This is a genomic window from Pseudokineococcus lusitanus (genome assembly GCF_003751265.1).
In the GTDB taxonomy this organism is placed as follows: Bacteria; Actinomycetota; Actinomycetes; order Actinomycetales; family Quadrisphaeraceae; genus Pseudokineococcus; species Pseudokineococcus lusitanus.
On the sequence record NZ_RJKN01000003.1, the window covers coordinates 155,888 to 181,992 of the forward strand.

The window sequence follows — 26,105 nt, forward strand, 5'->3', positions numbered from 1 at the left end:
CGTGACGATCACGGGACGGTCACGACTCGTGCCCGGGGTCACGACCGGCCGTCCCGCGGGCGGTGGGCGGGTCGTCGGCGCCGGGCGACGGCGGCCCCGCCGCTCACGTCCGCCGCCACAGCGACCCCCGCTCGTCGGCCCCCACCTCCTCGGCGTGCCCGCCCAGGACCAGCCGGCCGAGGGCCGCCGCGGCCGTGCGCTCGTCCACGCCGGCGGCCCGCGCCACCGCGGCGACCGGCGCGCCCCGCCGCACCGGCAGCGCGTCCGCGACGCGGAGGTCGTCGCCCTCCAGGCCGTCGAGCGGCCGGCGGCGCCCGGACAGGCGGCGCCGCTCGGGCACGTCGACCGCGGCGCCCGACGGGGCCTCGAGCAGCTCGAGCACCTCCGACGCCTCCGTGACGCACGTGGCCTGCAGCTCGCGCATGACCCGGTGGCAGCCCGCCGAGGTCGCGGACGTGACGGGGCCGGGCACCGCGCCCAGCGGGCGCAGGAGGCCGGCGGCGCGCGTGGCGGTGCTCAGCGCGCCGGAGCGCCACGCCGCCTCGACGAGGACGACGGCGCCGGAGGCCGCCGCGATGAGCCGGTTGCGCTCGAGGAAGCGCCACCGCGTCGGGGCCGCGCCCGGCGCCTGCTCGGTGAGGACGACCCCGTCCTCGGCCACGCGGCCGAGCAGCGCCTCGTGCGCCACCGGGTACGCCCGGTCGACGCCGCAGGCGAGCACCGCGGCCGTCCGCCCCCCGACCGCGAGGGCGGCCCGGTGGGCGGCGGCGTCGATGCCGAAGGCCCCGCCGGAGAGGACGGCCACGCCCCGCTCCACGAGGCCGGCGGCCAGCTCGGCCGTGACGTGCTCGCCGTAGGGCGTGGACGCCCGCGCCCCGACGAGCGCGACGGACCGCCGGGCGAGCGCCGCCGCCGAGCCACCACCGCGGACCCACAGGCACGGCGGGCAGGCCTCGCCGAGGTCCGCGAGCCGCTCCGGCCACTCCTCGTCCCCCGGCACGAGGACGCGGCCGCCCAGCCGGGCGACGACCTCGGCGTCCCGCCGCGGGTCGAGGCCGTCGAGCCGCGGCCGCCACCGCTGCAGCCCCGTCCGGAGCGCCGCCCGGGCCCGCGGGGTGCCCAGCCGCTCGGTCTCCGGCCCGTCGGCGTTGCCGCCGAGGACGACGTCGAGCGCCGCGACCGGCCCGAGCGCGGACCGGAGGGCGTCGGCGACGGCGTCGCCCGGCTCCGCGAGACGGCTCCACGCCGCCCTGGCCCACCGGTCCTCCCCCGCCCACGCCGCCGCCGGCCGCCCGTCGCCGCTCACGCCGCCACCGCCCGTCCGCGCAGCCGCAGCAGGAGCGCGGCGCCCACGTGGTCGCGGTCCGGCGCGGCGGCGCCCTCGAGGTCCGCCAGCGTCCACGCCGTCCGCAGCACGCGGTCGTAGCCGCGGACCGTCAGGCGCCCGCCGTCGAGCGCGACGTCGAGGTCGTGGACGACGTCCGGCGGACGGCGCAGCGCCCCGCGCAGGAGCGGCCCGGGCGCCTCGCCGTTGCACCGGGCGCCGGTCCCCCGCAGCCGCTCCGCCTGCGCGGCACGGGCGGTGGCGACCCGGGCCGCGACGACGGCGGTCGTCTCCTCCCCTCCGGCCGTGGCGAGGGCGACGCGGGTGGGCGCCGCCACCTCGACCTGGAGGTCCACCCGGTCGAGCAGCGGGCCGGAGAGCCGGGCGAGGTACCGGCGGCGCGCCACGGGGGCGCAGCTGCACGCGTCCCCCTTGCCCGACGCCTGCCCGCACGGGCAGGGGTTGGCCGCCATGACGAGCTGGAAGCGCGCCGGGTACCGCGCCGAGCCGCCGGCACGGGCCACGACGAGGGAGCCCTGCTCCAGCGGCTGGCGCAGGGCCTCGAGGACGTCGGCGCGGAACTCGGGCGCCTCGTCGAGGAAGAGCACGCCCCGGTGGGCGCGCGAGGCGGCCCCGGGCCGGACGACGCCGCTGCCGCCCCCGATGACGGCCGGGGCCGTGGCCGTGTGGTGCGGGTCCTCGAAGGGCGGGCGCCGCAGCAGCCCCCCGGTCGCGTCGAAGGTGCCGGCGACGGAGTGGACGGCCGTGACCTCGACGGCCTCGGTGTCGTCGAGGTCGGGCAGCAGGCCCGGCAGCCGCGCCGCCAGCATCGTCTTGCCGGCGCCCGGGGGTCCGAGCAGGAGCAGGTGGTGCCCGCCGGCGGCCGCCACCTCGACGGCCCGCCGGGCCTCCGCCTGGCCGACGACGTCGGCCAGGTCCGGGGCCGGCCGGCCCGCCGCGGGAGCGGCGGCGGCGGACGGCTCGTCGACGTCCGGCGGGTCCGCGCCGTCGTCCACCTCGCCGCCGTGGCCGCGGACGACGTCCGCGAGGGAGCGCGCCCCGCGCACGCGCGCCCCCGGCACGAGCTCGGCCTCGGCCGCGTTCTCGGCCGGGACGACGACGCGCGGCAGCCCGGCGGCGACGGCCGCCACCACGGCGGGCAGGACGCCGCGAACGGGACGCAGCCGTCCGTCGAGGCCCAGCTCGCCGAGGTGCACCCAGCCGCGCACGACGTCGCGGTCGAGGACGCCCTCCGCGGCGAGGACCGCGACGGCGACGGCCAGGTCGAAGCCGGAGCCCTGCTTCGGCAGGGACGCGGGCGACAGGCCCACGACGACCCGCCGCGACGGCAGGCCGCAGCCGATGCCGGCCAGGGCGGCCCGCACCCGGTCGCGCGCCTGGCCGAGCGAGGTGTCCGGCAGCCCCGTGACGACGAAGGCCGGGAGGCCGGGCGTGACGAAGGCCTCGACGTCGACGACCGCACCGGACAGCCCCACGAGCGAGATGCCGCGCGTCGCCCCGAGCCCCATCACGCCACCCCGCGGAGGTGCTCGACGCGGGCGGCGCCGCGCGCGGGGCGCAGCACCGCCACGGCGTCGACCCGCAGGGCCGCCGCCCGCTCGCCCGTGGCGTCCGCGAAGGCGACGAGCAGCCGTCGCACCCGGGCCGCCTTGGCCGGCGTCACCGCCTCGAAGGGGTGCCCCGCCCCGGGCAGCCCGTCGGCGCCGCACCGCCGCGTCTTCACCTCGACGGCGACGAGCGTCCCGCCCTCCCGGGCGACGACGTCGAGCTCGCCGCGCACCCCGCCGGGCGACGACGGCGCCCGCCAGTTCCGGGCGACCACCTCCATCCCGGCCCGCTCCAGGTGCGCCACGGCCACCTGCTCGCCGTAGCGCCCCACCGCGTCCTTCGCGCGCACCCCGACCACCTCCGCGGCGGACGCTGCCGCGGGACGGCCGGCGCCGGGGCGCTCCCGGGGGCGGCGGTGGAGGGTCGGCGCGCGTCACGGCCCTGTGGACGGCGCAGGGACGCCCGCCGGCGTCGGGCCGCGCGGCGCCACGGTGCTACGGCCCCCGGGCCCCGCCGCCGGCGCGTCCGGGTCGTGGCACGCGAGCGTGTCGTGGCCACACATCGCGGTGCAGAGGCGACGCACGAGCGCGTCATGGCCACACGTCGCGGTCAGGAGGCGACGCGGGCACGCGTCATGGCCGCACGTCGCGGTGGGGAGCCACGGACGGAGGGGGCGGACGCGCGCCCCGGCGGATCAGGTCTCGGGGACCTCGAGGTCGGCCTTGGCCAGCTCCTCGACGTTGACGTCCTTGAAGGTCACCACGCGGACCTGCTTCACGAAGCGGGCGGAGCGGTAGACGTCCCACACCCAGGCGTCGGTGAGCGTGAGCTCGAACCAGACCTCGCCGTCGGTGCTGCGCGGCACGAGGTCGACGGAGTTCGCGAGGTAGAAGCGGCGCTCCGTCTCGACGACGTAGGCGAAGAGGCCGACGACGTCGCGGTACTCGCGGTAGAGCGCGAGCTCCATCTCGGTCTCGTAGTCCTCGAGGTCCTCGGCGCTCACTCGGCCCTCTCCCACGCGCTCGGCGCCGGCCGGCCGGCCGGCGTGACGGCGCCCATCCTGCCCGACGCCGCGGGGTCGTCCGCGCCGCGCCTGGCGTCCGCGCGGTCGGCGTCCCCCCGGCCCTGGGCGGGCACCGCCGGGGCCGCGTCGCCGTGGTCCCCGGCCGCCACGTCGACCTCCGCCGAGCCGTCCACGCCGGGCAGCCGCCAGGAGCGGCGGTGGTGGACGCACGGGCCGTGGCGGCGCAGGGCGGCGGCGTGCTCGGGCGCCGAGTAGCCCTTGTTGACGGCCCACCCGTAGCGGTCCTCGCGGACGGCGAGGTCGGTCATGAGCCCGTCGCGCTCGACCTTGGCGAGCACGCTCGCGGCGGCGACGGCGGCGCACGACAGGTCGGCCTTGATGCGGGTCCGCACCTGCCACGGGTCGACGCGCGGCGCCCCGCGCGGCACGGGCGTGGAGAGCCAGTCGTGGTTGCCGTCGAGCAGCAGGAGGGCGGGGCCGTCCCCGCCGGTGACGGCCGTGACGGCCGGCGCGGCGAGGGCCCGGCGGCCGGCGAGCCGCAGCGCCCGCACGATGCCGAGCGCGTCGACCTCGCCCGCGCTGGCGTGCCCCACGGCGCCCGCGACGGCCCACCGCCGCAGCCGCGGCACGAGCGCCCGCCGCGCCTCGGGCAGGAGGAGCTTGGAGTCGCGCAGGCCGGTCGGCGCGGTCCGGGTGGTGGCGTCGACGACGACGACCCCGACCGTCACGGGGCCGGCGAGGGCCCCGCGGCCCACCTCGTCGACGCCCGCGACGAGCAGGTGCCCCTCGCGGAGCAGGGCGCGCTCCACCCGCAGCGACGGCGCCCGGCCCCGCGCCGCCGCGGCGTCCCCGCGCGGGCGGGCCGGGCGGCCGCCGTCGGTCGGGCTCACGGGCCGCCGGTGGCGGAGGGCGCGGCCGTCGCCGGCGGCGGGGTGAGCGGCGCGTCGGTGGCCGTGGGCGCCGGGACCCGGCGGAAGGCGTCCTCGCCCTCGCTCAGCCAGTTCCACCGGTCCAGCGGCCAGACGAGCAGGACGGCCCGGCCGACGACCTCGTCGACGCTCACGGTCCCCTGCCCCTCCAGCTGCTGGTGCGCGCGGCTGTCGAGGGAGTCCGAGCGGTGGTCGCCCATGACCCACAGGCGCCCCTCGGGCACGACGACGCTGAACTGCTCCGCGCTCGGCAGGTCCCCCGGGTAGACGTAGTCCTCGTCGACCGGCTCCCCGTTGACGAGCAGGGGACCGACGCCGTCCGAGGACACCGTGTCCCCGGGCAGACCGACCACGCGCTTGATGAGGTGGTCGCCGGAGTCCTCCGGGAGGACCCCCACGAAGGACAGGACGTCCGCGACCGCCGCGCCCACGGCCGTCCGCTCCGGCTCCGGCGCGGTGTCGAGCCAGCCGCCCGGGTCGGTGAAGACGACGACGTCGCCGCGCTCCAGGTCGAACGGGCCGGGCGTCAGCCGGCTGACGAGCACCCGGTCGCCCACCTCGAGCGTCGGCTGCATCGACTCGGAGGGGATGAAGAACGCCTGCACGAGGAAGGTCTTGATGAGGAGCGACAGCACGAGCGCGGTCGCCACGACGACGACCACCTCGCGCAGGAACGCGCCGGGACCGCCGCGCCGGGGCTCGTCGTCGAGCTCGTCCTCCGGGTCGACGTCGTCCCGGTCGTCGTGCTCGTCGGGGTAGCGCTCAGCGCTCGTCACCCGTCACTCCCCTCCCGGCCCTCGGCCGGACACGTCGCCCCCCGCGCTCCGCGGTCGGGTCCACCTTCGCACCCCGCCCCGCCCGACGGGCGCGGCGGCACGACGACGCCCCCGGCACCGGCGTCCACGGCAGGGCCGTGGACGTGCGGCGACGGGGGCGTCGGGAGGGGCTCAGCGCGAGACGGGCTCGCGGCGCTCCTTGATCTTGGCCGCCTTCCCGCGCAGCTCGCGCAGGTAGTACAGCTTGGCGCGGCGGACGTCGCCGCGGCTGACGACCTCGACGTGGTCGATGGCCGGGGTGTGGAGGGGGAAGGTGCGCTCGACGCCGACGCCGAAGCTGACCTTGCGCACGGTGAAGGTCTCGCGGACGCCGCCGCCCTGACGTCGGAGCACGACGCCCTGGAAGACCTGCACGCGCGAGCGCGAGCCCTCGACGACCTTGACGTGCACCTTGACGGAGTCGCCGGGCCGGAAGTCGGGGATGTCGTCGCGCATCGAGGCGGCGTCGAGACCGTCCAGTGTCTGCATCGTCTGCTGCTCTCCCGCGGGCCGCCGCAGGCCGGCCGCGCACTCGCGGGCGGCCGGGCCGCCCGTGCTGCTGCTGTGGTCACGGGCACCCGGTCGGGGCCCGTCCGCCGGAGGCTGCCCGGGTGCCGCTCGCCCCCTGCGGCAGGGGCGGGACCCGGTGTCCGGCTCAGCGGGGAAGTCTGCCACAGCGCGGGCGCACCGCCGAACCAGCGAGGTCGGCGGCCCCAGCCCGACGTCGCTGCCGAGGTCGGGGTCAGGCACCTCTTCCTGCCGACCTCGGCAGCGACGTCGAGGAACGGGCGTCCCGGGCCGCGGTCGACAGCGATGTCGGCGGCCGACGGCCTCACCGCCCGGGCGGCGTCCAGCCCTCGGCGGCGAGGAGGTCGAGCTCGGCGGCGTCCAGGGCCGACGGATCGGCGGCCACGAGCGCGTTGAGGAGGTCCGGCCGACGACGAGCCGTGCGGCGCAGGCCCTCCTGGCGGCGCCAGCGCGCGACCTCGCCGTGGTGGCCCGACAGGAGCACGTCCGGCACCGCCTGCCCGCGCCACACGGGCGGGCGGGTGTAGGCGGGGTTCTCGAGGAGCCCGTCCTCGTGCGACTCCTCGACGAGCGAGGTCGGGTTGCCGACGACGCCGGGCAGCAGCCTCCCGACGGCCTCGACGACGGCCAGCGCGGCCACCTCCCCGCCGTTGAGCACGTAGTCGCCGAGGCTCAGCGGCAGCACGCGGTAGCGCGCGGCGGCGTCGACGAGGACGCGCTCGTCCACGCCCTCGTAGCGCCCGCAGGCGACGACGAGCCGCGGCTCCCCGGCGAGCTCCCGCACGAGCCGCTGGTCCAGGCGCCGCCCCGACGGGCTGGGGACGACGAGGACGGGGTCGTCGTCGGCCGCGCCGTCCTCGGCACGGGCCGGCACCGCGGAGCCGACGGGCCCCTCGGGCCCCTCCCCCCGCCGGACGGCGTCCAGCGCGCGCCCCCAGGGCTCGGGGAGCATGACCATGCCCGCGCCGCCGCCGGCCGGGGTGTCGTCCACCGTGCGGTGCCGGTCCTCGGTCCAGCCGCGCAGGTCGTGCACGTGGACCTCGAGCAGCCCGAGCCGCTGCGCGCGGCCCAGCAGCGACAGGCCCAGCGGCTCGAGGTACGCCGGGAAGATCGAGACGACGTCGACGCGCACCTCAGCCGCGCCCCGCCCCGTCGTCGGGACCCGCCGAGGGACCCTCCGGCGTCTCGGCGTCGGCGTCGCCGGGCCGTGCCTCGAGCAGCCCGCCGGGCGGGTCGAGCACGACGCGGCCGCGCGCGACGTCGACCTCGGGGACGATCGCGCGGACGAAGGGCACGAGGGCCCGTGCGCCCGACGGCTGGCGCACGACGAGCGCGTCCTGGGCCGGCAGGTGCTCGAGCCCGACGACCTCGCCGACGTCCGTGCCGTCGGCGAGGACGGCCCGCAGGCCCACGAGCTGGTCGCGGTGCCAGGCGTCGTCCTCGCGCTCCTCGGCGGCGTCCGGGTCGACGTCGACGAGCAGGAGCACGCCGCGCAGCCCCTCGGCGGCGGTCCGGTTGGGCACCTCGGCGAAGGTCACGAGGAGACGGTCCTGGTGCGACCGCGACGTCTCGACCGTCAGCTCGCCGACGTCGGGGTCGGTGCGCAGGCGGGCGCCGGGGGCCAGGCGACGGCCGGGGCTGTCGGTGCGCAGCTCCAGCGACACCTCCCCCCGCAGTCCGTGCGCGCGACCGGCACGGGCGACGACGAGCTCCACGGTGACCTCCAGGGACGGGGGGACGGGCTGGGGACGGGCTGGGTACGGGCCGGGACGGGCGAGGCGCCCGGACGCACCGCAGCCCCGCCCGCACGAGGCGGGCGGGGCTGCGGCGACGGTGCCGGGCGGTCAGCGGGCGCGGTCGACGTCCACGACGTCGACGCGCACGGGGCCGTCCTCGCGGGACAGGGCCGACAGCACGGTCCGCAGGGACTTCGCCGTGCGGCCCTGGCGGCCGATGACGCGCCCGAGGTCGTCGGGGTTCACCCGGACCTCGAGCACCGCGCCCCGGCGCTGCGTGCGGCTGGTGACCCGCACGTCGTCGGGGTTGTCGACGATGCCGCGGACCAGGTGCTCGAGCGCGTCGGCCAGCACGTCAGGCCTTCGCGGCCGGGGCGTCCTCGGACGGCGCCGCGTCCGCGGCGGACGGCGCGGACGCCTTCGCCGTGGCGTCGGTCTTGGGGGCGAGCTCGGCGGGGCCGGTCTCGCGGGCGGCGGCCTCGAAGGCCGCGCGGCGGTCGGCCTTGGGGGCCGCGACGCGCAGGGTGCCCTCGGCGCCCGGGAGGCCCTTGAACTTCTGCCAGTCGCCGGTGACCTTGAGCAGCGCGGCGACCTGCTCGGTCGGCTGCGCGCCGACGCCGAGCCAGTACTGCGCGCGCTCGGAGTCGATCTCGATGAGCGAGGGCTCCTCGGTCGGGTGGTACTTCCCGATCTCCTCGATCGCCCGGCCGTCGCGCTTGGTGCGCGAGTCGGCCACGACGACGCGGTAGTACGGGGCCCGGATCTTGCCCAGACGCTTGAGACGGATCTTGACAGCCACGGTGGAGTGGTTCTCCTGAGTCGAGAGGGGTGAGCGCGCCCGCCCGGGCGGTGGGGACTGCGCCGGGCGTCGGTGCTGCTGGACACGGTCGCGGCGGGTGAGAGGGTCCCTCCGCGTCCGGTACAGCGGGTCAGTCTGCCAGACGCCGTCCGTCCCGGACGACCACGCGTCCGCGGAGGACGACGGCCGACGGCGCGGCGAGGACGGCGACGTCCTCGCGGGGGTCCGCCGGCAGGACGACGAGGTCGGCGCTCGCGCCGTCCTCGAGGCACGCGGCGCCGAGCCACCGGCGCGCGGACCAGCAGGCGGCGTCGAGCGCGGCGGGGTGCCCGACCGCGACGGCCATCTCCGCCACCTCGGGCGCGACGATGCCGTGCGGCTGGACGCCGCCGGCGTCCGTGCCGACGAAGAGCGGCACGCCCGCGTCGTGCAGCGCCGCGACGTTGTCGTACCGCCGGGCGTGCAGGGCGCGCATGTGCGAGGCGTACCGCGGGAACTTCGGCTCCCCCTGCGCCGCGATGGCGGGGAAGGTGCCGATGTTGACGAGCGTCGGCACGACGGCGACCCCGCGCTCCGCCATGAGCGCGGCGTCCTCCGGGCCGGCGCCCGTGGCGTGCTCGACGCCGTCGAAGCCCGCGGCGAGGACGTCCGCGAGGGCCTCCTCGCCGAAGACGTGCGCGGTGATGCGGGCGCCCTCGGCGTGGGCGGACGCGGCGGCGGCCACGAGCGTCTCCCGCGGGAAGGCGGGGGCGAGGTCCGCGGCCGCGCCGGCGGACCGGTCGATCCAGTCCCCCACGACCTTGACCCAGCCGTCGCCCGCCCGGGCCTGCCGGGCGACCTCGGCGGCGAGGTCCTCCGGCTCGACCTCGACGGCGAAGCCCCGCAGGTAGCGGCGCGTGCGGGCCACGTGGCGCCCGGCGCGGACGAGCCGCGGCAGGTCGTCCCGGCCCTGCACCCACCGCGTGTCGGCGGGCGAGCCGGCGTCGCGGACGAGCAGGACGCCGGAGTCCCGGTCGGTGCGCGCCTGCTCGAGCGCCGTCGCGGCGTCGACGAGGCCGTCGGCGCCGAGGCCGATGTGGCAGTGGGCGTCGACGAGCCCCGGGACGACCCAGCCCTCGAGCGTCGTGACGTCGTGGTCCCCCGCGGGGCGACGGTGGTGCACCACCCCGTCCAGCACCCACGCCTCCCCCGCGGCGTCCTCGGCCGCGCCGGTGCCGGGGCCGTGCATCACCCGGCCCCGCAGGTGCAGGAGGTCGCCCACGCGGGTCAGCGCCCGAGGAACTTCTCGAAGCCGGGGGGGAGCTCGAGGTCCTGGCCGGGGGCCTGGCCGCCGTCGCCCTGCTGCCCCAGCCCGAAGGCCGAGCCGGGGGCGGGCGCGGTGCGGGCGGGCAGCGCGGCCTGCTCCTGCGCGCGCTTCGCCGGGTTGCCGGACTTCCCCTTGCCCTTCTTGGCCGGGGCGGTGCGCCCGCGCGACTTCTTGCCGCCGGGCATGCCCGGCATCCCCGCGCCGGGGCCGCGGCCGGGACCCATGCCCGCCATGCCGCCCATGCCCGGCATCCCCGGCATGCCGCCGCCCTTGCGCATCGAGCGCATCATCTTCTGCGCGTCGGCGAAGCGGTCGAGGAGCTGGTTGACGTCGGTGACGGTGCGGCCGGAGCCGCGCGCGATCCGCGCCCGGCGGGAGCCGTTGATGATCTTGGGCTGGCGGCGCTCGGCCGGCGTCATCGAGCGGACGATCGCCTCGACGCGGTCGACCTCCCGCTCGTCGAAGCTCTCCAGCTGCTCGCGCAGCTCGCCCATGCCGGGGAGCATCCCGAGCATCTTCTTGATCGAGCCCATGTTGCGCAGGCCCTGCATCTGGACGAGGAAGTCGTCGAGCGTGAAGTCCTCGCCGCTGGAGAACCGCTCGGCGAGACCGGCGGCCTGCTCGGCGTCGAAGGCCTTCTCGGCCTGCTCGATGAGGGTGAGGACGTCACCCATGTCGAGGATGCGCGAGGCCATCCGGTCGGGGTGGAAGACCTCGAAGTCGGCGAGGCCCTCGCCGGTCGAGGCGAACATCACCGGGCGTCCCGTGACGGAGGCGACCGACAGGGCGGCACCGCCGCGCGCGTCGCCGTCGAGCTTGGACAGGACGACGCCCGTCAGCTCGACGCCGTCGAGGAAGGACTGCGCCGTCGCGACGGCGTCCTGGCCGATCATCGCGTCGACGACGAAGAGCACCTCGTCGGGCTGGGTGGCCGTCCGGATGTCGGCGGCCTGCTGCATCATCTCGGCGTCGACGCCGAGGCGGCCCGCCGTGTCGACGACGACGACGTCGTGCTGGCGCTCGCGCGCGGCCTCGACGCCGCGGCGGGCCACGTCCACCGGGTCGCCGACGCCGTTGCCGGGCTCGGGCGCGAACACCGTGACGCCGGCCCGCTCGCCGACGACCTGCAGCTGCGTGACGGCGTTGGGGCGCTGGAGGTCCGCGGCCACGAGGAGCGGCGTGTGCCCCTGCTCGCGCAGCCAGCGGCCGAGCTTGCCGGCGAGCGTCGTCTTCCCGGCGCCCTGGAGGCCCGCGAGCATGATGACCGTCGGGCCCGTCTTGGCGAACCGCAGGCGGCGGGTCTGCCCGCCGAGCACCTCGACGAGCTCGGAGTGGACGATCTTGACGACCTGCTGCGCCGGGTTGAGCGCCGCCGACACCTCGTCCGACAGCGCCCGCTCGCGCACGGCGGCGGTGAACTGCCGGACGACGGGCAGCGCCACGTCGGCGTCGAGCAGCGCGCGACGGATCTCGCGCACCGTCGCGTCGACGTCCGCCTCGGACAGACGGCCCTTGCCGCGCAGGCCCTTGAAGGTCGCCGCGAGGCGGTCGGAGAGGTTGGAGAACACGTCGCGAGGCTACCCGCCGGGACGCCGCCGACCGGCGCCCCCCGCGCCCGCCGGCGACGGGGCGCCCGGGGCGTCGTCCGGCGCGTCGGCGGAGCCCGACGCCGCGTCGGTGAGGACGCCGACCACCCGGGCCGTGCGCGCGGGGCTCAGCGGCCCGCCGCCCGGCTCGCAGAGGTAGAGGACGTCGACGGCCCGCGCCGAGTGCGTCGCCACGTGGGCGCTGCGGACGTCGACCCCCTCGTCGCGCAGCGCGCTGCCGAGACGGTGCAGCAGCCGGGGCCGGTCCGGCGCCCTCACCTCGACGACCGTGGCCTCCCCCGAGGCGCCCGGGACGAGGAGGACACGCGGCGCCGCGTCCGCGGCGAGCCGGGGCGGGCGCCACCCCGCGTCCCGGCGCCGCAGCCGGTCGAGCACGCCCGCGTCGCCCGCCTGGAGGCGCAGCAGGTCGGTGCGCAGCACCGCCGGGTCCGGCACGCCGCGGCTGCCGTGCACCCACCACGTGTCGACGGCGACGCCGTCGACGGTGCGCACGAGCGCCGAGCGGACGGCGAGGCCGTGCGCGGCCAGCAGGCCCGCCACGTCGCCGAAGAGGCCCGGGCGGTCGGGCGCCACGACGGTGACGCCGTGCAGCCCGAGCAGCGGGCTGGTCTCGACGCGGGGGCTGCCGTCGGCGAGGACGGCGGCGACGAGGCCGCGCTCCGCCGGGGTGAGCGGCGCGGGCCCGGGCGCCTCGCGGCCCTGCAGCGCCGAGCGGGCCCGGGCCACGAGGTCGTCGACGAGCCGCCGCCGCCACGCCGTCCACGCCGCCGGCCCCGCCGCACGCGCGTCCGCCTCGGTGAGCGCGCGCAGGAGGTCGAGCACCTCCTCGCGGCCGTCGACGACCTCGACGAGCTCGGCCACCGTGCGCGGGTCGTCCGGGTCGCGCCGGGTGGCGAGGTCGACGAGGGCGAGGTGGTGGCGCACGAGGCGCCGGACGACGGCGACGTCCTCCTCCGGCAGCCCGGTCCGGCGCGCGACCGCCTCGGCGAGCGGGGCGCCGACCTCGCTGTGGTCGCGCGCGCCCGCCACCTTGCCGAGGTCGTGCACGAGGCAGGTGAGCAGCAGGAGGTCCGGGCGGGCGACGTCGCCGAGCAGCGGCCCGGCCTGGACGCACGTCTCGACGAGGTGCCGGTCGACGGTGTGCCGGTGGACGACCGTGCGCTGCGGGCGGTTGCGGACGGCCTGCCACTCCGGCAGCCAGGCCGTCACGAGGCCGACCTGGTCGAGCGTCTCCCAGACGGCCACCTGCCGCTCCCCCGTCCCGAGCAGCTCGAGCAGCGCGGCCCGCGCCGTCGCCGGCCACGGGTCGGGCAGCGGCGCGCAGCCCGTGGCGAGGTGCCCCGCGGTGACGGGCGACAGCGGCAGCCCCTCGCGCGCCGCGGCCGCGGCGGCGCGCAGGGCCAGCGCCGGGTCCGCCGACGGGCGCGCCTGCGCCCCCAGGCACAGCTCGCCCTCGTGCTCGACGAGGTCGGCCTCGACGGCGCGCAGCACCGGGGGGCGTCGTCGCCAGCCGCGCCGGGTCGTCGCCGCGCCGGTGGCCCGGCGGGCGGTGAGGTCGAGCGCCCACGCGACGGCGCGGGCGGCGAGCGCGACGTCGGCGAGGAGGGCGTCGGCGTCGTCCAGCCCCATGGCCACGGCGACGGCGTCCTGCTCGTGGAGGAGCAGCCGCTCCCCCGGGCGGCCCGTGACGGCGTGCAGCGCGTCGCGGACGTCGAGCAGCCGCAGGGTGGCCTCGCCGGCCAGGCCGTGCGGGGCGTCGGCGAGCCAGCTCGCGACGAGCGAGCGCAGGACGACGGCGTCGCGCAGGCCGCCGCGCGCCTCCTTGAGGTCGCCCTCGAGGAGGTAGGCCAGCTCGCCGGCGCCCGCGGCCCGCTCGGCCGTCGCGGCCAGCAGCTGCGGCAGGCGCTTGCGCGCGCCGCGGCGCCAGTCCTCGCGCAGGACCTCGCGGGCGTGCAGCGCCATGGCGGCGTCCCCGGCGACGGGCCGCAGGTCGAGCAGTCCCACCGCGGCGGCGACGTCGTCCGCGGCGACCTGGCGGCACTCGGCGACCGAGCGCACGGAGTGGTCCAGCCGGAGGCCCGCGTCCCAGACGGGGTACCAGACCCGGTCGGCGAGCTGCGGGACGACGTCGGCCCCGGCCGCGCGGCCGTCGTGGAGCAGGACGAGGTCGAGGTCGCTGGCCGGGCCCGCCTCCCGGCGGGCGTGGCTGCCCACGGCGACGAGCGCGACGCCGGCGTGCTCGCCCGCCTCCCCCGCGGCCGCGCCGTCGACGGCGTCGGTCGCGTCGGCCCACACGTCGCCGAGCCAGTCGTCGACGAGCCCCGCCAGGCGCTCTCGGCGGGCCGGGCCCGCCGCCCTGTCGTCGAGCCCCGAGCGCACCGCCAGGGTCAGCCGCTCGCTGCGCAGGTCCCGCCGGCGCACCGGCGACCCGTCGACCACGTCTCCCACGGCTCCTCCTCCCGGCCGGGCGCCTCGGCCCGGCCCTGCTCGTCGTCCGTCCTGCCGCCACGGACGGTGACCTGCGCTCGCCGTCCGTGCCCGACCCTCGACGTGCCGACGGCGCGGCACCCTCCTCCCCCGCCGTGCCGGGGAGGTGGCGCCGCGCCGCCGTCGTGCTGACCGCTACAGCGCGTCGAGCCCGCGCTCGCCCGTGCGGACCCGGACGACGTCCTCGACGGGGACGACCCAGACCTTGCCGTCGCCGATCCGGCCGGTGGAGGCGGCGCTGACGACCGCCGCCACGACGTCCTGCCCGTCGACGTCGTCGACGACGACCTCGACCCGGACCTTCGGCACGAGGTCGACGGTGTACTCCGCGCCCCGGTAGACCTCGGTGTGGCCGCGCTGCCGGCCGTAGCCGCTGGCCTCGCTGACGGTCATGCCCTGGACGCCGAAGGCCTCGAGGGCCTGCTTCACGTCGTCGAGCTTGTGGGGCTTGATGACCGCGGTGACGAGCTTCACGCGGAGACCTCCTGGTCGGTCGTGGTGCGGTGGGCCAGCGGCGAGCGGGAGCCGCCGCCGGAGCCGAAGGTGCCGAAGTCGTAGCCGGCCTCGGCGTGCTCGGCCTGGTCGATGCCGGCCGCCTCGGCGGCGTCGTCGACGCGCCACCCCATCGTGGCCTTGAGGGCGAACCCGATGACGAGGGTCACGACGAAGCTGTAGGCGAGGGTGGAGAGCGCCCCGACGGTCTGGATGCCCAGGAGGCCGGCGCCGCCGCCGAAGAAGAGGCCGGACGCCTCGGCCGGGGCGGCCGGGTCCGCGAAGAGGCCGATGAGGATGGTGCCGGCGAGGCCGCCGACGAGGTGGACGCCGACGACGTCGAGCGAGTCGTCGTAGCCCAGCTTGTACTTGAGGCCGACGGCCAGGGCGCAGAGGACACCGGCGATGGCGCCGATGAGCAGTGCGCCGACGGGCGAGACCGCCGAGCAGGCCGGGGTGATGGCCACGAGGCCCGCGACGACGCCGGAGGCCGCGCCGAGGGACGTCGGGTGGCCGTCGCGCAGCCGCTCGGTGACGAGCCAGCCGAGGACCGCGGCGCCGGTGGCGGCGAGGGTGTTGACGAAGACGACGGCGGCGGTGTGGTTGGCGGCGAGCGCCGAGCCGGCGTTGAAGCCGAACCAGCCGAACCACAGCAGCCCGGCACCGAGCATGACGAGCGGCAGGTTGTGCGGCCGCATCGGCTCGCGGCCGAAGCCCTTGCGCTTGCCGATGACGAGCACGAGGGCGAGGGCCGCCGCGCCGGCGTTGATGTGGACGGCCGTGCCGCCCGCGAAGTCGATGGCGCCGAGGCGGTTGGCGATCCAGCCGCCGACGACGCCCGCGTCCTCGTTGTCGAAGGCGAAGACCCAGTGGGCGACCGGGAAGTAGACGAGCGTCGCCCAGATGCCGGCGAAGACCATCCACGTGGAGAACTTCACGCGGTCGGCGATGGCGCCGGAGATGAGCGCGACGGTGAGGATCGCGAAGACCATCTGGAAGGCGACGAAGGCCATCGTCGGGAAGGGGACGCCGGACTCCTCGGCCAGGAGGCCGGAGAGGGCGAAGAACTCGGTCGGGTCGCCGATCAGGCCCCCGCCGACGTCGTTGCCGAAGGCCACGCTGTAGCCGTACAGCACCCACAGGACGCTGATGAGCCCCAGCGCGCCGAAGCTCATCATCATCATGTTGAGGACGCTCTTCATGCGGACCATGCCGCCGTAGAAGAGCGCGAGCCCCGGGGTCATGAGCATCACCAGCGCGGCGCTGGTGAGGATCCAGGCGGTGTCGCCGGTGTTCTCCACTCGTCCTCCTCGGAAGGGGTGCCGGCCCCGCGGGACCGGTGCGCCGTGCGGCGCGACGAGGAGGACCGTCCCGGCGCGGCGTTACGCCGCGCCACGGGGCGTGTTACGGGCAGGTGTCGTGGTGGGCCCGCACGTAAGACCTGCGTGAACGCCGCGACGCCCCCGGGTCGCCGCGGGGCGGTCCGGGGGCGTCGCAAGGGCGTCGCAGGGGCGGCCGTGCGGCGGCCGGGGGGCCGTCAGCCCTGCTCGCGCAGCAGCTCCCGCACCGACGAGCGGCGGTCCGTGCGCAGCAGCGAGCGCTCGTAGAGGCGCGCGCCCACCCGCACGAGGACGACGGCGGCCAGCAGCACGAGCCCCGCGGACAGCAGGGGCTCCCACCACGCCGCCTCGCCGGCGACGAGGCGCGTCGGCATCGCCACGGTCGAGGCGATCGGCACGTAGGACGCCACGACGAGGACCCACCCGCTGCCGAAGATCCCGGCGTAGAAGGCGGCGAGCAGCGCGACGAGCAGCGGCGTCGTCGTGGCCTGGAGGTCCTCCGTGCGGGTGGCGACCGAGCCGGCGACGGCCCAGACGCAGGCGAGCGCCACGAACCCGAGGACGAAGAAGAGGACGAACCACAGCACCGGGGCCCCCACCGCGGCGAGCAGCGCGCCGTTGCCCGTGACGGCGAGGCCCACCAGCACGACGCCGGCGAGCACGGCCACCTGCGCCAGCGCCAGCGCCCCGTTGGCGACGACCTTCCCGAGCAGGAGCGCCCGCAGCGGCACGACCGCCGCGAGGATCTCGACGACCCGGCTCTGCTTCTCCTCGACGACGCTCTGGGCGATGGCCATGCCGAACTGGATGGCCACGAGGTAGAAGAGGAAGCCGAAGACGAGCGGGGCCAGCGTCGTCGCGACGGGGTCGGCCTCGGACGGGTCGAGCAGCCGCTCGGTGACGTCGGCCCCCGCGAGGAGGGCCTCGGGCGTCGTCCCGGCCGCGGCCGCGCCGCGCTCGAGGGCGTCGCGCTCGGCGGCGACGGGCACGAGCGAGGAGAGCGCCCCGCCCACCTCCTCGTCGCCGACGAGCTCCAGCCCCTCGCCCGTGGCCGCCGGCAGCAGCGCGGCGTCGACGTCGCCCGCCGCGACGGCGGCCTCGGCGGCCGCCTCGTCCGGCACCTCGACGACCCGGAGCTCCTCGTCGGGGCCGAGGAGCGCCCCGGTCGTCGTCGCCACGGCCGCGGCGCGGTCGTCGCCCGCGACGACGGCCAGCTCGGTGGTGGACGTCCGCCCGCCGAGCACGGCGCCGGCCACGACGCCCGCGACCGAGAGCACGAGGAGGACGACGAAGGAGCCGACGAAGACCTTGTCGCGCAGCTTGACGAGCAGCTCGCGCTGCGCGACGACGCGCCAGGCGCCCCTCGCGGACGTGCCCTGCGCCGACGGGCGCCCGGCGGGCGGGCGGGCCCCGGTGGCGGTGGTGGTGGGCGTGCTCATCGGACGACCTCCCGGAAGACCTCGGACAGGGGCGGCACGTCGGGCGCGAAGGCCCGGACGGGGCCGCGGCGCAGCGCCTCGGCGAGGACGTGCTGCTCGGCGCCCGGCTCGTCGACGCCGAAGAGCGCCCGGGGGCCGTCGACGTCGAGGACGCGGACGCCCGGGACGGCGCGGAGCCAGCCCAGGTCGCCGCCGTCGGCGGACGAGCCGGGGTCCACCTCGAGGCGGACGCGCTCGCCGCCGCGGGCGCGGAGCTCCGCGACCGTCCCGGCGGCGACGCGACGGCCCTGCGCGAGGACGACGACGTCGTCGCACAACCGCTCGACGAGGTCGAGCTGGTGGGAGGAGAAGAGGACGGGCACCCCGCGGGCGACCTCCTCGCGCAGGAGCCCGGCCATGGCGTCGACCGCGAGCGGGTCGAGGCCGCTGAAGGGCTCGTCGAGCACGAGCGCCGTCGGGCCGTGGACGAGCGCGGCCGCGACCTGCACCCGCTGCTGGTTGCCGAGCGAGAGGCTCTCGAGCTTGTCGTCGGCCCGCCCGGCCAGGTCGAGCCGCCCCAGCAGCTGCTCCACGGACGTCCGGGCGGCCGCGGCCGCCATGCCGTGCAGCCGCCCGAGGTGGACGAGCTGCTCGGCCACCCGCTGCTTCGGGTAGAGCCCTCGCTCCTCCGGCATGTAGCCGACGTCGCGCCGGTCGGCCGCCGTCATGGGACGCCCGTCCCACAGCACCTCGCCGGCGCTCGGCGCCAGCACGCCGAGGAGGATCCGCATCGTCGTCGTCTTGCCCGCGCCGTTCGCGCCGACGAAACCGGTCATGCGCCCGGCGCGTACGTCGAGGTCCACCCCGTCGAGCACGGTCGCGTCGCCGAACCGCCGGGTCAGGCCCCTGGCCTGGAGCACCGCCTGCACGCGTGCCTCCTCCTCGTCGCCCTCCGCGGGGCCCGGACCGGCCCGCTCCCCGGGACGCTAGGAGCAGCAGCGCCCCCCGCGCGTCCGCCACGACGCCGACAGGCTTCTCCGCCGTGCGGCGGACGGGGCCGCCCCGGGGGTCGGACGGGGGGTCAGCCGCCGTCGTCGCCGGGGCGGACGAGGCCGCTCTCGTAGGCGAGGACGACGGCCTGCACCCGGTCCCGGACGCCGAGCTTGAGCAGCACCCGCGAGACGTGCGTCTTGACGGTCGCCTCGCCGAGGAAGAGCTCCGCGGCGATCTCGGCGTTCGACAGGCCCCGCGCCAGGAGGACGAGGACGCCCCGCTCGCGCTCGGTGAGGTCGGCCAGCAGCTCGGGCCGGAAGGCCGCGCCGGACGGCGCCGCGAAGCGCTCCACGACCCGGCGCGTCACCTCCGGCGCGAGGAGCGCGTGCCCGCGGGCCACCGCCCGGACGGCGGCCACGAGGTCGTCGGGGTCGGCGTTCTTGAGGAGGAAGCCGGAGGCGCCGGCGCGCAGGGCGGCGAACAGGTGCTCGTCGCTGTCGAAGGTCGTGAGGACGACGACCCGGCCGGTGCCCGCGGCGACGACCCGGGCCGTCGCGGCGATGCCGTCGAGGCCGGGCATCTGGACGTCCATGAGGACGACATCGGGCCGCAGCCGCGCCGCCTCGGCGACGCCGTGGGCCCCGTCGGCGGCCTCGCCGACGACCTCGAGGTCGGGCTCCACCTCGAGGATCATCCGGAAGCCGCCGCGCACGAGCGCCTGGTCGTCGACGAGCAGGACGCGGGTGGTCCCGGCGTCGGCGCTCACGCGGGCACCCCGGGACGGGCGGCGGCGTCGCCGACGGCCCGGTCGACCGGACCGGCGGCGCGGACGAGCGGGTAGCGCGCGAGCACCCGGTAGCCGCCGCCGGGCCGTCGCCCGGTCTCCACGGCGCCGCCGACGAGCGCCGCCCGCTCGGCCATGCCGCGGTGCCCGAGCCCCGAGCCGGAGGTGCCGGTGCGGGCGGGGCCGTCGTCGACGACCTCCACCTCCACGTGCCCGGGCGTGGCGCCGTCGGCGGCCACCCACCGCACGACCACGCGGGCGCCGGCCGCGGCGGAGTGCCGGACGACGTTGGCGAGCGCCTCCTGGACGAGCCGGTGCACGGTCGTCCCGGTCGTCGCCGGCAGCGTCGCCGGCGTCCCGACCACCGCGAGCCGGACGTCGAGGCCGCGGGCGCGCACCTCCTCGACGAGGGCCGGGAGGTCCTGCGCCGACGGCTGCGGCCGCTCCGGGGCCGGGGCCGGCCCGTCGCCCGCCCGGGCGCCCTCGCCGGGGTCGCGCAGGACCCCCAGCAGGTCGCGCATCTCGGCGACGGCGTCCCGGCTGGACCCCTCGACCTGCCGCAGGGCGCCCGTCGCCCGGGCCAGCGCCGCCTCGTCGGCCGGCCCGCGCTCGAGGACACGTCGGGCCGCGGCGGCCTGCACGCCCGTCGTGCTGACGTGGTGGGCGACGACGTCGTGCAGCTCGCGGGCGATGCGCAGGCGCTCGGCCACGACGGCGGCCCGGGCGGTGCGCCCCTGCTCCCGGCGCAGCTCCGCGGCGGTGCGGGCGAGAGCGTCGCGGTCCCGCGCCGCGCGCCACAGCGCCCGCCCGCCGAGGAGCGCCCCGGCGAAGTAGAGGACGTTGATGAGCGCGGTGAGCCCGACGAGCGCGGACGACGTCGCGGGCACGTCGGCGGGCAGGAGCACCACGCGCAGGAGGTACCAGCCCGCCATCGCGACGAGCACGACGACCCACACGCCCGCGAGCCGCCGCCGGTCGCGGGCCCACGCCGTCCCCGAGAGGAGGACGAGGAAGAGCGTGAGGTTGAGGGTGAAGGTCGAGGCCGAGGCGGGGTACCGCTCCCCCAGGCCGATGAAGGCGCCGGCCGAGACGACCATCGCCGTGAGGGGCAGGCGTCGCCGCACGGCCAGCGGCAGCGCGACGAGGACGGTCCACGCGACGTCCTCGACGCGGCCGGGCACCTCCTGGGGCAGCTGCGCCGCCATCCCCGCCACGGCCCGGGTCAGCTCGAGGCCGAGGACGCAGGCGAGGACGGCGACGGCCGCGTACCCGGCGTCGACGAGGAGCCCGCGGCGGCCGGGGGCGGGGCGCACCCATGCGGCGGCCGCGGGCGCCCCCGGGGGGACGTCCGCGGCCGGTGCCGCCGCGGGCCGCGCCACGCCGGGCCTCAGGCGAGCAGCGCGTCGACGAAGGCGCGGGGCTCGAAGGGCGCCAGGTCGTCGGCGCCCTCCCCGAGCCCGACGAGCTTGACCGGCACGCCGAGCTGGCGCTGCACGGCGACGACGATCCCGCCCTTGGCGGTGCCGTCGAGCTTGGTGAGGACGATGCCCGTCACCTGCACGACCTCGGAGAAGACCTTGGCCTGCTGCAGGCCGTTCTGGCCGGTCGTCGCGTCGAGGACGAGGAGGACCTCGTCGACGCCCCCGGCGCCGTCGAGCGCCTTCTCCGCGACGCGCTTGACCTTGCCGAGCTCGTCCATGAGCCCGGCCTTGTTCTGCAGCCGGCCCGCCGTGTCGAGGAGGACGACGTCGACCTCGCCCTCGCGGCCCGCGCGGACGGCGTCGAAGGCCACCGAGGCCGGGTCGGCGGAGTCCCCGGGGGCGCGGACGGTCGGGACGCCGACGCGCTCGCCCCACGTCTGCAGCTGGTCGGCCGCGGCGGCGCGGAAGGTGTCGGCCGCGCCGAGCAGCACGTCCTTGTCCTCGGCGACCAGCACGCGGGCGAGCTTGCCGACGGTCGTCGTCTTGCCCGTCCCGTTGACGCCGACGACGAGGACGACCGCGGGACGGCCGTCGTGCGGGGTCACCGCGAGGGAGCGGTCGACGTCCTCGCCGACGACGGCGAGCAGCTCCTCGGCGAGGAGCTCGCGGACGGCGTCGGCGTCGCGGGTGCCGAGGACGCGGACGCGCTCCCGGAGGCGCTCGACGAGCTCCTCGGTGGGGCCGGCGCCGAGGTCGGCGAGCAGGAGGGTGTCCTCGACCTCCTCCCACGTCGCCTCGTCGACGCGCTCGCGCGAGAGCAGGGCGAGCAGGCCCTGGCCGAGGGCGGTGTTGGAGCGGGAGAGCCGCTCGCGGAGGCGGACGAGGCGGCCGGCCGCGGGGGCCGGGCGGTCGAGGTCGGGGCCCGAGGCCTCCGCCACGACGTCGGCCGGCGGCAGCGGCGTCTCGGAGGCGTCGACGGCGTCGAGCGGGGGGAGCTGCTCGACGGTGCGGGTGGCGCTGTCGCGCGGGTCCTGGGCGTCGTCGCCGACGCCGGGCGCGTAGTCCAGGCCCGGCCGCGGCCGCGGGGGCGGCAGCTCCTCGACGTCCTTGCCGCGCGCCCGGCGCACGAGGGCGAGGGCGCCGCCGCCGATGACGACCAGCGCGGCGACCGCGATCCCGATGATCAGCTCGATGGCTTCCACGGGCCGATCCTCCCAGACGGGCGCCGCCCGTCCCGCGCCTCAGCCGGCGAGGCGGTCGCCCTCCCCGGCGGCGTCCCCGCCGCCCGCCGGCGGACGTCCCGACGCCGCCCGGCGGGCCGCCGCCCGCCGACGCGCCTCGGCCGCCAGCCGGCCCGAGCGCTCGGCGGCGCGGTCGAGGACGGGCGCCGCGACGTCGAGCGCCCGGTCGGCGGCGGAGGTCGCCGAGCGCCGGGCCCGCTCCCCCGCGGCCTCGACCCGGGTCATGCCGGCGTCGACCGCCCGGCCCGTCCGGTCGTCGTCCCGGCGCCGCTGCGACATCGGCCCCCACGCCGCCACGGCGACGACGACGAGCCCCACGACGACGGCGAAGAGCATGTACGCGAGCACCACGGCCAACCCACCCCACGTCATGCACGAAGCGTCACCCATGGACGACGTTCCGTCATGGCGGCGGGGCCCGTCCCGGCGTGTCGTCATCGAGTCGAGACGTCCCCGACACCTCGCGGCCACGTGCCCGCCGGGGCGGGGGCGCCGGGGTCAGGCGGGCGCGACCTCGCGGAGGCGCTGGCTGACGACGGTCGTCACGCCGTCGCCGCGCATCGTCACGCCGTAGAGGGCGTCCGCGACCTCCATCGTCCGCTTCTGGTGGGTGATGACGAGGAGCTGGCTCGAGGCCCGCAGCTCCTCCAGCACGCCGAGGAGGCGGCCGAGGTTCGTGTCGTCGAGCGCGGCCTCGACCTCGTCGAGGACGTAGAAGGGGCTCGGGCGCGCGGTGAAGATGGCCACGAGGAAGGCGACGGCGGCCAACGAGCGCTCGCCGCCCGACAGCAGCTGCAGGCGCTTGACGCGCTTCCCGGCGGGACGGGCCTCGACGTCGATGCCCGTCGTCAGCATGTCGTCCGGGTCGGTGAGCACGAGCCGCCCCTCGCCGCCGGGGAAGAGCCGGGAGAAGACGTGCTCGAACGCGGCCGCCACGTCGGCGTAGGCCTCGGCGAAGACCCGCTGCACGCGGGCGTCCACCTCGGCGACGATCGCGAGGAGGTCCTGCCGCGAGCGCGTGAGGTCGTCGAGCTGCTCGACGAGGAAGGCGTGACGCTCCTCGAGCGCCGCGAACTCCTCCAGGGCCAGCGGGTTGACCCGTCCGAGCCGGGCGAGCGCCCGCTCGGCCTTGCGGAGGCGGTCCTCCTGCTCGGCGCGGACGTACGGACGCGTCTCGACCGGGGGCTCGTCGGCCTCGTCGGTCCCGTCCGTCGTGGCGGGGGGCTCCCCGTCCGCGGCCTCCCCGCCGTCCGTCACGGCACGGGCGGGCGGCGCGGTGTCGGGCACGACGACGGGCACGGGCACGTGGGGGCCCATCTCGTCGACGAGCGTCGTCGCGTCGGTGCCGAGCTCGGCGAGCGAGCGCTCCTCGAGCTGCTCCAGGCGCAGCCGCTGCTGGGCCCGGGCCACCTCGTCGCGGTGCACCTCGTCGGTGAGCTGCGCCAGCTCGGCGGCCAGCTCCTCCCGGCGGCGGCGGGCGTCCGCGGAGGTGGCCGCCCGCTCCTCGCGGGCCGCACGGGCCGCGGCGCGCGCGTCCGTGGCGACGGCGAGCGCCGTCGCGCAGCGCTCGAGGGCCGCGCGGGCGACCTCCTCGACGGCCGCGGCCACGGCGGCGTCACGGCGCCGCACCTGCTCGCGCTCGGCCGTGCGGCGGCGGGCCTCCTCCTCGCGACGCCGGGTGCGCTCGGCGGCCTCGACGCGGCCGGCGACGCCCCGCGCGCGCTCCTCGCCCGTGCGCAGGGCGAGCCGCGCCTCGGTCTCGGCGGCCCGGGCGGCGCGCGCGGCGGCGGCCAGCTCCTCGCGGCGCGCCTGGGCGGCCTCGGCGGTGGCCCCCTCGTCCCCGTCGTCCTCGCCCCCGGCGCCGGACGCGACGGCCGCCTCGGCCTCCGCGTGGCGGGCGGTCAGCTCGGCGAGCTGGGTCTCGTCGCGGTCGACGCCCTCGCGGGCCGCGGCCAGCGAGCGCTCGAGCCGCTCGGCCTCGGCCGTCGCGGAGCGCGCGGCGGCGCCGAGGGCGCCCAGCCGCTCGGCCACGGCCGCGAGGCGGGCGTCGGACTCGTGGAGGCGCTCGAGCGTCGCGGCGACGGCGTCGGCCGCCTCCTCGCGCCGTCCCGCCGCGGCCTGCCGGGCGAAGCGCGCCCGCTCGCCGCGGGCCACGGCGTCCTCGAGCGCCGCCCGGGCCTCGTCCGCCGCGGCCTGCACCTGGAGCAGCCCCGCGCCGTCGGACGACCCGCCGCGGGCGCCGGTGCGCGAGAGCCGGTCCCCGTCGGCGGTGACGACGACGAGGTCGCGGGCGGCCGGGTCGTCCGCGGTGCGCGCGAGCACCGCCCGCGCGGCGCCGAGGCCGTCGACGACGACGACGTCCGCCAGCAGCACGGCCACGGCCGCCCGGACCGACGGCTGCGCGGTGACGACGTCGAGCGCGGCGACCGGGGCGGTCCCCTCGGTGCCGGCCGCGAGGGCCGCGGCGACGGCGGGCGAGCGCGCGCCGTCGACCTCCTCCCCGGCGACGAGCAGGGACGCCGTGCCGGCGTCGTCCTCGCGCAGCAGCCGCAGCGCGTCGACGGCGACGCCGAGGCTCTCGACGGCCACGCCCTCGGCGGCCCCGCGCAGGGCCGCGGCGACGGCGGCCTCGTGCCCGGGCCGGACGGCGAGCAGCTCGGTCACCGGGCCGAGGACGCCCGGCAGCCGCCCCCCCGCCTCGAGGAGCGCGCCGGAGCCGTCCTTGCGGGCGAGGCCCAGCTCCAGCGCCTCGACGCGGGCGGCGGCGCTGCTGCGGTCGCGCTCGGCGGAGCGCTCGTCCTCGCGGGCCTCCTCGAGGGCGGCGTCGACGGCGGCCAGCGCCTCGGCGGCCTGCTCGTGGGCGTCGTCGAGGCCCTCCTCGCCCTCCTCGACGTCGGCGACCTGCGTCTCGAGGTGCGCGTGCTCGCGCTCGGCGTCCCGGCCACGGGCGCGGGCCCCGTCGAGGGAGTGCTGCAGGCGACCCACCTCGGCGAGCCCGGCGTCGCGGCGGCTGCGGCGTGCGGCGACGGAGCCGGCGAGGCGGGCCAGCTCCTCGCGGCGGTCCGCGGCGGCCCGGGCGAGGTCGGCGACGCGGCGCTCGGCCGCGAGCAGCGCCTCCTCGGCACCCGCCCGCTCGGCCTCCGCGGCGCGCAGGGCGGCGCGCGCGTCGGCCACCTCGGCGTCGAGGCCCGCGGCCTGCGCCCGCAGGCGCTCGACCTGGGCGCCGAGCTCGGCCGGGTCGGGCCCGGACGGCGCCTCCGCGGGCGCGCCGAGCAGGCGGCGTCGCTCGGCGGCGAGGTCGGCCGTGCCGCGCAGCTGCTCGCGCACCGACTGGAGCCGGGGCAGCACCTCCTCGGCGGCGGCGAGCGCCGGGGCGGCCGCGGCGTCGGCGGCCTCGACCTCGGCCAGCTCCTGCCGGGCCGCGGCGAGCGCGGCCTCGACCTGGGCGCGCCGCTCCCGCAGGGCGGTGTCGTCGACGGCGCCCGAGTCGAGGACCGCCCGGACCTGCGCGAGGTCGTCGGCGAGCAGTCGCGCCCGCGCGTCCCGCGCCTCGAGCTGGACGGTGCGCGCGGTCCGCGCGGCCTGGGCCTGCCGGCCGAGGGGTCCGAGCTGGCGGCGCACCTCGGCGGTGAGGTCCTGCAGCCGCGCGAGGTTGGCCTGCATCGCGTCGATCTTGCGGAGGGCCTTCTCCTTGCGGCGCCGGTGCTTGAGGACGCCGGCCGCCTCCTCGACGAAGCCGCGCCGGTCCTCCGGCGTGGCCTGCAGGACGGCGTCGAGCTGCCCCTGCCCGACGATGACGTGCATCTCCCGGCCGATCCCGCTGTCGGACAGCAGCTCCTGGACGTCGAGCAGCCGGGCAGGAGTCCCGTTGACGGCGTACTCGCTGCCGCCGCTGCGGAACATCGTCCGCGAGATGGTGACCTCGGTGTAGTCCAGCGGCAGCGCGCCGTCGGTGTTGTCGATGGTGAGCTGGACCTCGGCCCGCCCCAGCGGCGGCCGCCCGGGGGCGCCGTCCTTGCCGGCCGTGCCCGCGAAGATGACGTCCTGCATCGAGCCGCCGCGCAGCGTCTTCGCGCCCTGCTCGCCCATGACCCAGGCGAGGGCGTCGACGACGTTGCTCTTGCCGGACCCGTTGGGCCCGACGACGCACGTGATGCCCGGCTCCAGGCGCAGCGTCGTCGTCGACGCGAAGGACTTGAAGCCCTTCATGACGAGCGTCTTGAGGTGCACCGCCGTCCTCCCTCTCGCCGCCCGTGCGCCGCGGACCCTACCCGCCGCCCCCTGCCCGGCCG

Annotated in this window: 23 protein-coding genes; all 23 read right to left on the reverse strand. The window is 78.4% G+C overall.

Annotated features, from left to right (window positions below; genetic code table 11):
• Nucleotides 1–103 precede the first annotated feature (103 nt).
• Nucleotides 104–1,306, reverse strand: a complete 1,203-nt coding sequence (gene dprA, locus EDC03_RS06665; RefSeq protein ID WP_123379443.1) for a DNA-processing protein DprA — start codon at nt 1,304–1,306, stop codon at nt 104–106.
• A complete protein-coding gene (locus tag EDC03_RS06670) occupies nt 1,303–2,853 on the reverse strand; it encodes a YifB family Mg chelatase-like AAA ATPase (RefSeq protein ID WP_123379444.1) in 1,551 nt (516 codons plus the stop codon). The genes dprA and EDC03_RS06670 overlap by 4 nt, the downstream gene beginning before the upstream one ends.
• Complete coding sequence (locus EDC03_RS06675; RefSeq protein ID WP_123379445.1) at nt 2,853–3,242, reverse strand: YraN family protein; 390 nt, start codon at nt 3,240–3,242, stop codon at nt 2,853–2,855. The genes EDC03_RS06670 and EDC03_RS06675 overlap by 1 nt, the downstream gene beginning before the upstream one ends.
• A gap of 345 nt (nt 3,243–3,587) precedes the next feature.
• Nucleotides 3,588–3,896, reverse strand: coding sequence for a DUF2469 domain-containing protein (locus EDC03_RS06680; protein ID WP_123379446.1), 309 nt, complete (start codon nt 3,894–3,896; stop codon nt 3,588–3,590).
• Nucleotides 3,893–4,807 (reverse strand): ribonuclease HII, encoded by a 915-nt coding sequence (locus tag EDC03_RS06685; protein WP_123379447.1) that lies wholly within the window; start codon nt 4,805–4,807, stop codon nt 3,893–3,895. Before EDC03_RS06685 ends, EDC03_RS06680 begins: the two co-directional genes overlap by 4 nt.
• Entirely contained in the window at nt 4,804–5,622 is an 819-nt protein-coding gene (gene lepB, locus EDC03_RS06690) for a signal peptidase I (RefSeq protein ID WP_123379448.1), read from the reverse strand. The genes EDC03_RS06685 and lepB overlap by 4 nt, the downstream gene beginning before the upstream one ends.
• 171 nt (nt 5,623–5,793) lie before the next feature.
• Nucleotides 5,794–6,150 carry a 50S ribosomal protein L19 gene (gene rplS, locus EDC03_RS06695; RefSeq protein ID WP_123379449.1) on the reverse strand — a complete coding sequence of 119 codons (357 nt, stop codon included), beginning with the start codon at nt 6,148–6,150 and terminating at the stop codon, nt 5,794–5,796.
• 343 nt (nt 6,151–6,493) lie between these two features.
• Complete coding sequence (trmD, locus tag EDC03_RS06700; protein WP_123379450.1) at nt 6,494–7,321, reverse strand: tRNA (guanosine(37)-N1)-methyltransferase TrmD; 828 nt, start codon at nt 7,319–7,321, stop codon at nt 6,494–6,496.
• Nucleotide 7,322: 1 nt separating this feature from the next.
• A complete protein-coding gene (gene rimM, locus EDC03_RS06705) occupies nt 7,323–7,904 on the reverse strand; it encodes a ribosome maturation factor RimM (RefSeq protein WP_123379451.1) in 582 nt (193 codons plus the stop codon).
• A 129-nt stretch (nt 7,905–8,033) separates the two neighbouring features.
• The gene (locus tag EDC03_RS06710; protein WP_123379452.1) at nt 8,034–8,279 is read right to left on the reverse strand and encodes an RNA-binding protein; all 246 of its coding nucleotides are present in this window, start codon (nt 8,277–8,279) and stop codon (nt 8,034–8,036) included.
• A gap of 1 nt (nt 8,280) precedes the next feature.
• A complete protein-coding gene (gene rpsP, locus EDC03_RS06715) occupies nt 8,281–8,724 on the reverse strand; it encodes a 30S ribosomal protein S16 (RefSeq protein ID WP_123379453.1) in 444 nt (147 codons plus the stop codon).
• A 130-nt stretch (nt 8,725–8,854) separates the two neighbouring features.
• On the reverse strand, nt 8,855–9,952 hold the full coding sequence (locus EDC03_RS06720) for an amidohydrolase family protein (protein WP_123379693.1): 1,098 nt from the start codon (nt 9,950–9,952) through the stop codon (nt 8,855–8,857).
• A gap of 38 nt (nt 9,953–9,990) precedes the next feature.
• A complete protein-coding gene (gene ffh / locus EDC03_RS06725; RefSeq protein ID WP_123379454.1) occupies nt 9,991–11,598 on the reverse strand; it encodes a signal recognition particle protein in 1,608 nt (535 codons plus the stop codon).
• 9 nt (nt 11,599–11,607) lie between these two features.
• Nucleotides 11,608–14,085, reverse strand: coding sequence for a [protein-PII] uridylyltransferase (locus EDC03_RS06730; protein WP_241967069.1), 2,478 nt, complete (start codon nt 14,083–14,085; stop codon nt 11,608–11,610).
• A 174-nt stretch (nt 14,086–14,259) separates the two neighbouring features.
• Nucleotides 14,260–14,598, reverse strand: a complete 339-nt coding sequence (locus EDC03_RS06735) for a P-II family nitrogen regulator (RefSeq protein WP_123379455.1) — start codon at nt 14,596–14,598, stop codon at nt 14,260–14,262.
• A complete protein-coding gene (locus tag EDC03_RS06740) occupies nt 14,595–15,917 on the reverse strand; it encodes an ammonium transporter (RefSeq protein ID WP_123379456.1) in 1,323 nt (440 codons plus the stop codon). The genes EDC03_RS06735 and EDC03_RS06740 overlap by 4 nt, the downstream gene beginning before the upstream one ends.
• A 236-nt stretch (nt 15,918–16,153) precedes the next feature.
• Nucleotides 16,154–17,395, reverse strand: coding sequence for an ABC transporter permease (locus tag EDC03_RS06745; RefSeq protein WP_123379457.1), 1,242 nt, complete (start codon nt 17,393–17,395; stop codon nt 16,154–16,156).
• On the reverse strand, nt 17,392–18,303 hold the full coding sequence (locus EDC03_RS06750) for an ABC transporter ATP-binding protein (RefSeq protein ID WP_123379458.1): 912 nt from the start codon (nt 18,301–18,303) through the stop codon (nt 17,392–17,394). Before EDC03_RS06750 ends, EDC03_RS06745 begins: the two co-directional genes overlap by 4 nt.
• A 152-nt stretch (nt 18,304–18,455) precedes the next feature.
• On the reverse strand, nt 18,456–19,133 hold the full coding sequence (locus EDC03_RS06755; RefSeq protein ID WP_277872065.1) for a response regulator: 678 nt from the start codon (nt 19,131–19,133) through the stop codon (nt 18,456–18,458).
• Entirely contained in the window at nt 19,130–20,530 is a 1,401-nt protein-coding gene (locus EDC03_RS06760; RefSeq protein WP_123379459.1) for a sensor histidine kinase, read from the reverse strand. Before EDC03_RS06760 ends, EDC03_RS06755 begins: the two co-directional genes overlap by 4 nt.
• Nucleotides 20,531–20,538: 8 nt before the next feature.
• Nucleotides 20,539–21,765, reverse strand: coding sequence for a signal recognition particle-docking protein FtsY (gene ftsY, locus EDC03_RS06765; RefSeq protein ID WP_123379696.1), 1,227 nt, complete (start codon nt 21,763–21,765; stop codon nt 20,539–20,541).
• Nucleotides 21,766–21,813: 48 nt separating this feature from the next.
• Entirely contained in the window at nt 21,814–22,185 is a 372-nt protein-coding gene (locus tag EDC03_RS06770; RefSeq protein WP_148058030.1) for a hypothetical protein, read from the reverse strand.
• Nucleotides 22,186–22,311: 126 nt separating this feature from the next.
• Nucleotides 22,312–26,043 carry a chromosome segregation protein SMC gene (smc, locus tag EDC03_RS06775; protein ID WP_123379461.1) on the reverse strand — a complete coding sequence of 1,244 codons (3,732 nt, stop codon included), beginning with the start codon at nt 26,041–26,043 and terminating at the stop codon, nt 22,312–22,314.
• Nucleotides 26,044–26,105: the final 62 nt, after the last annotated feature.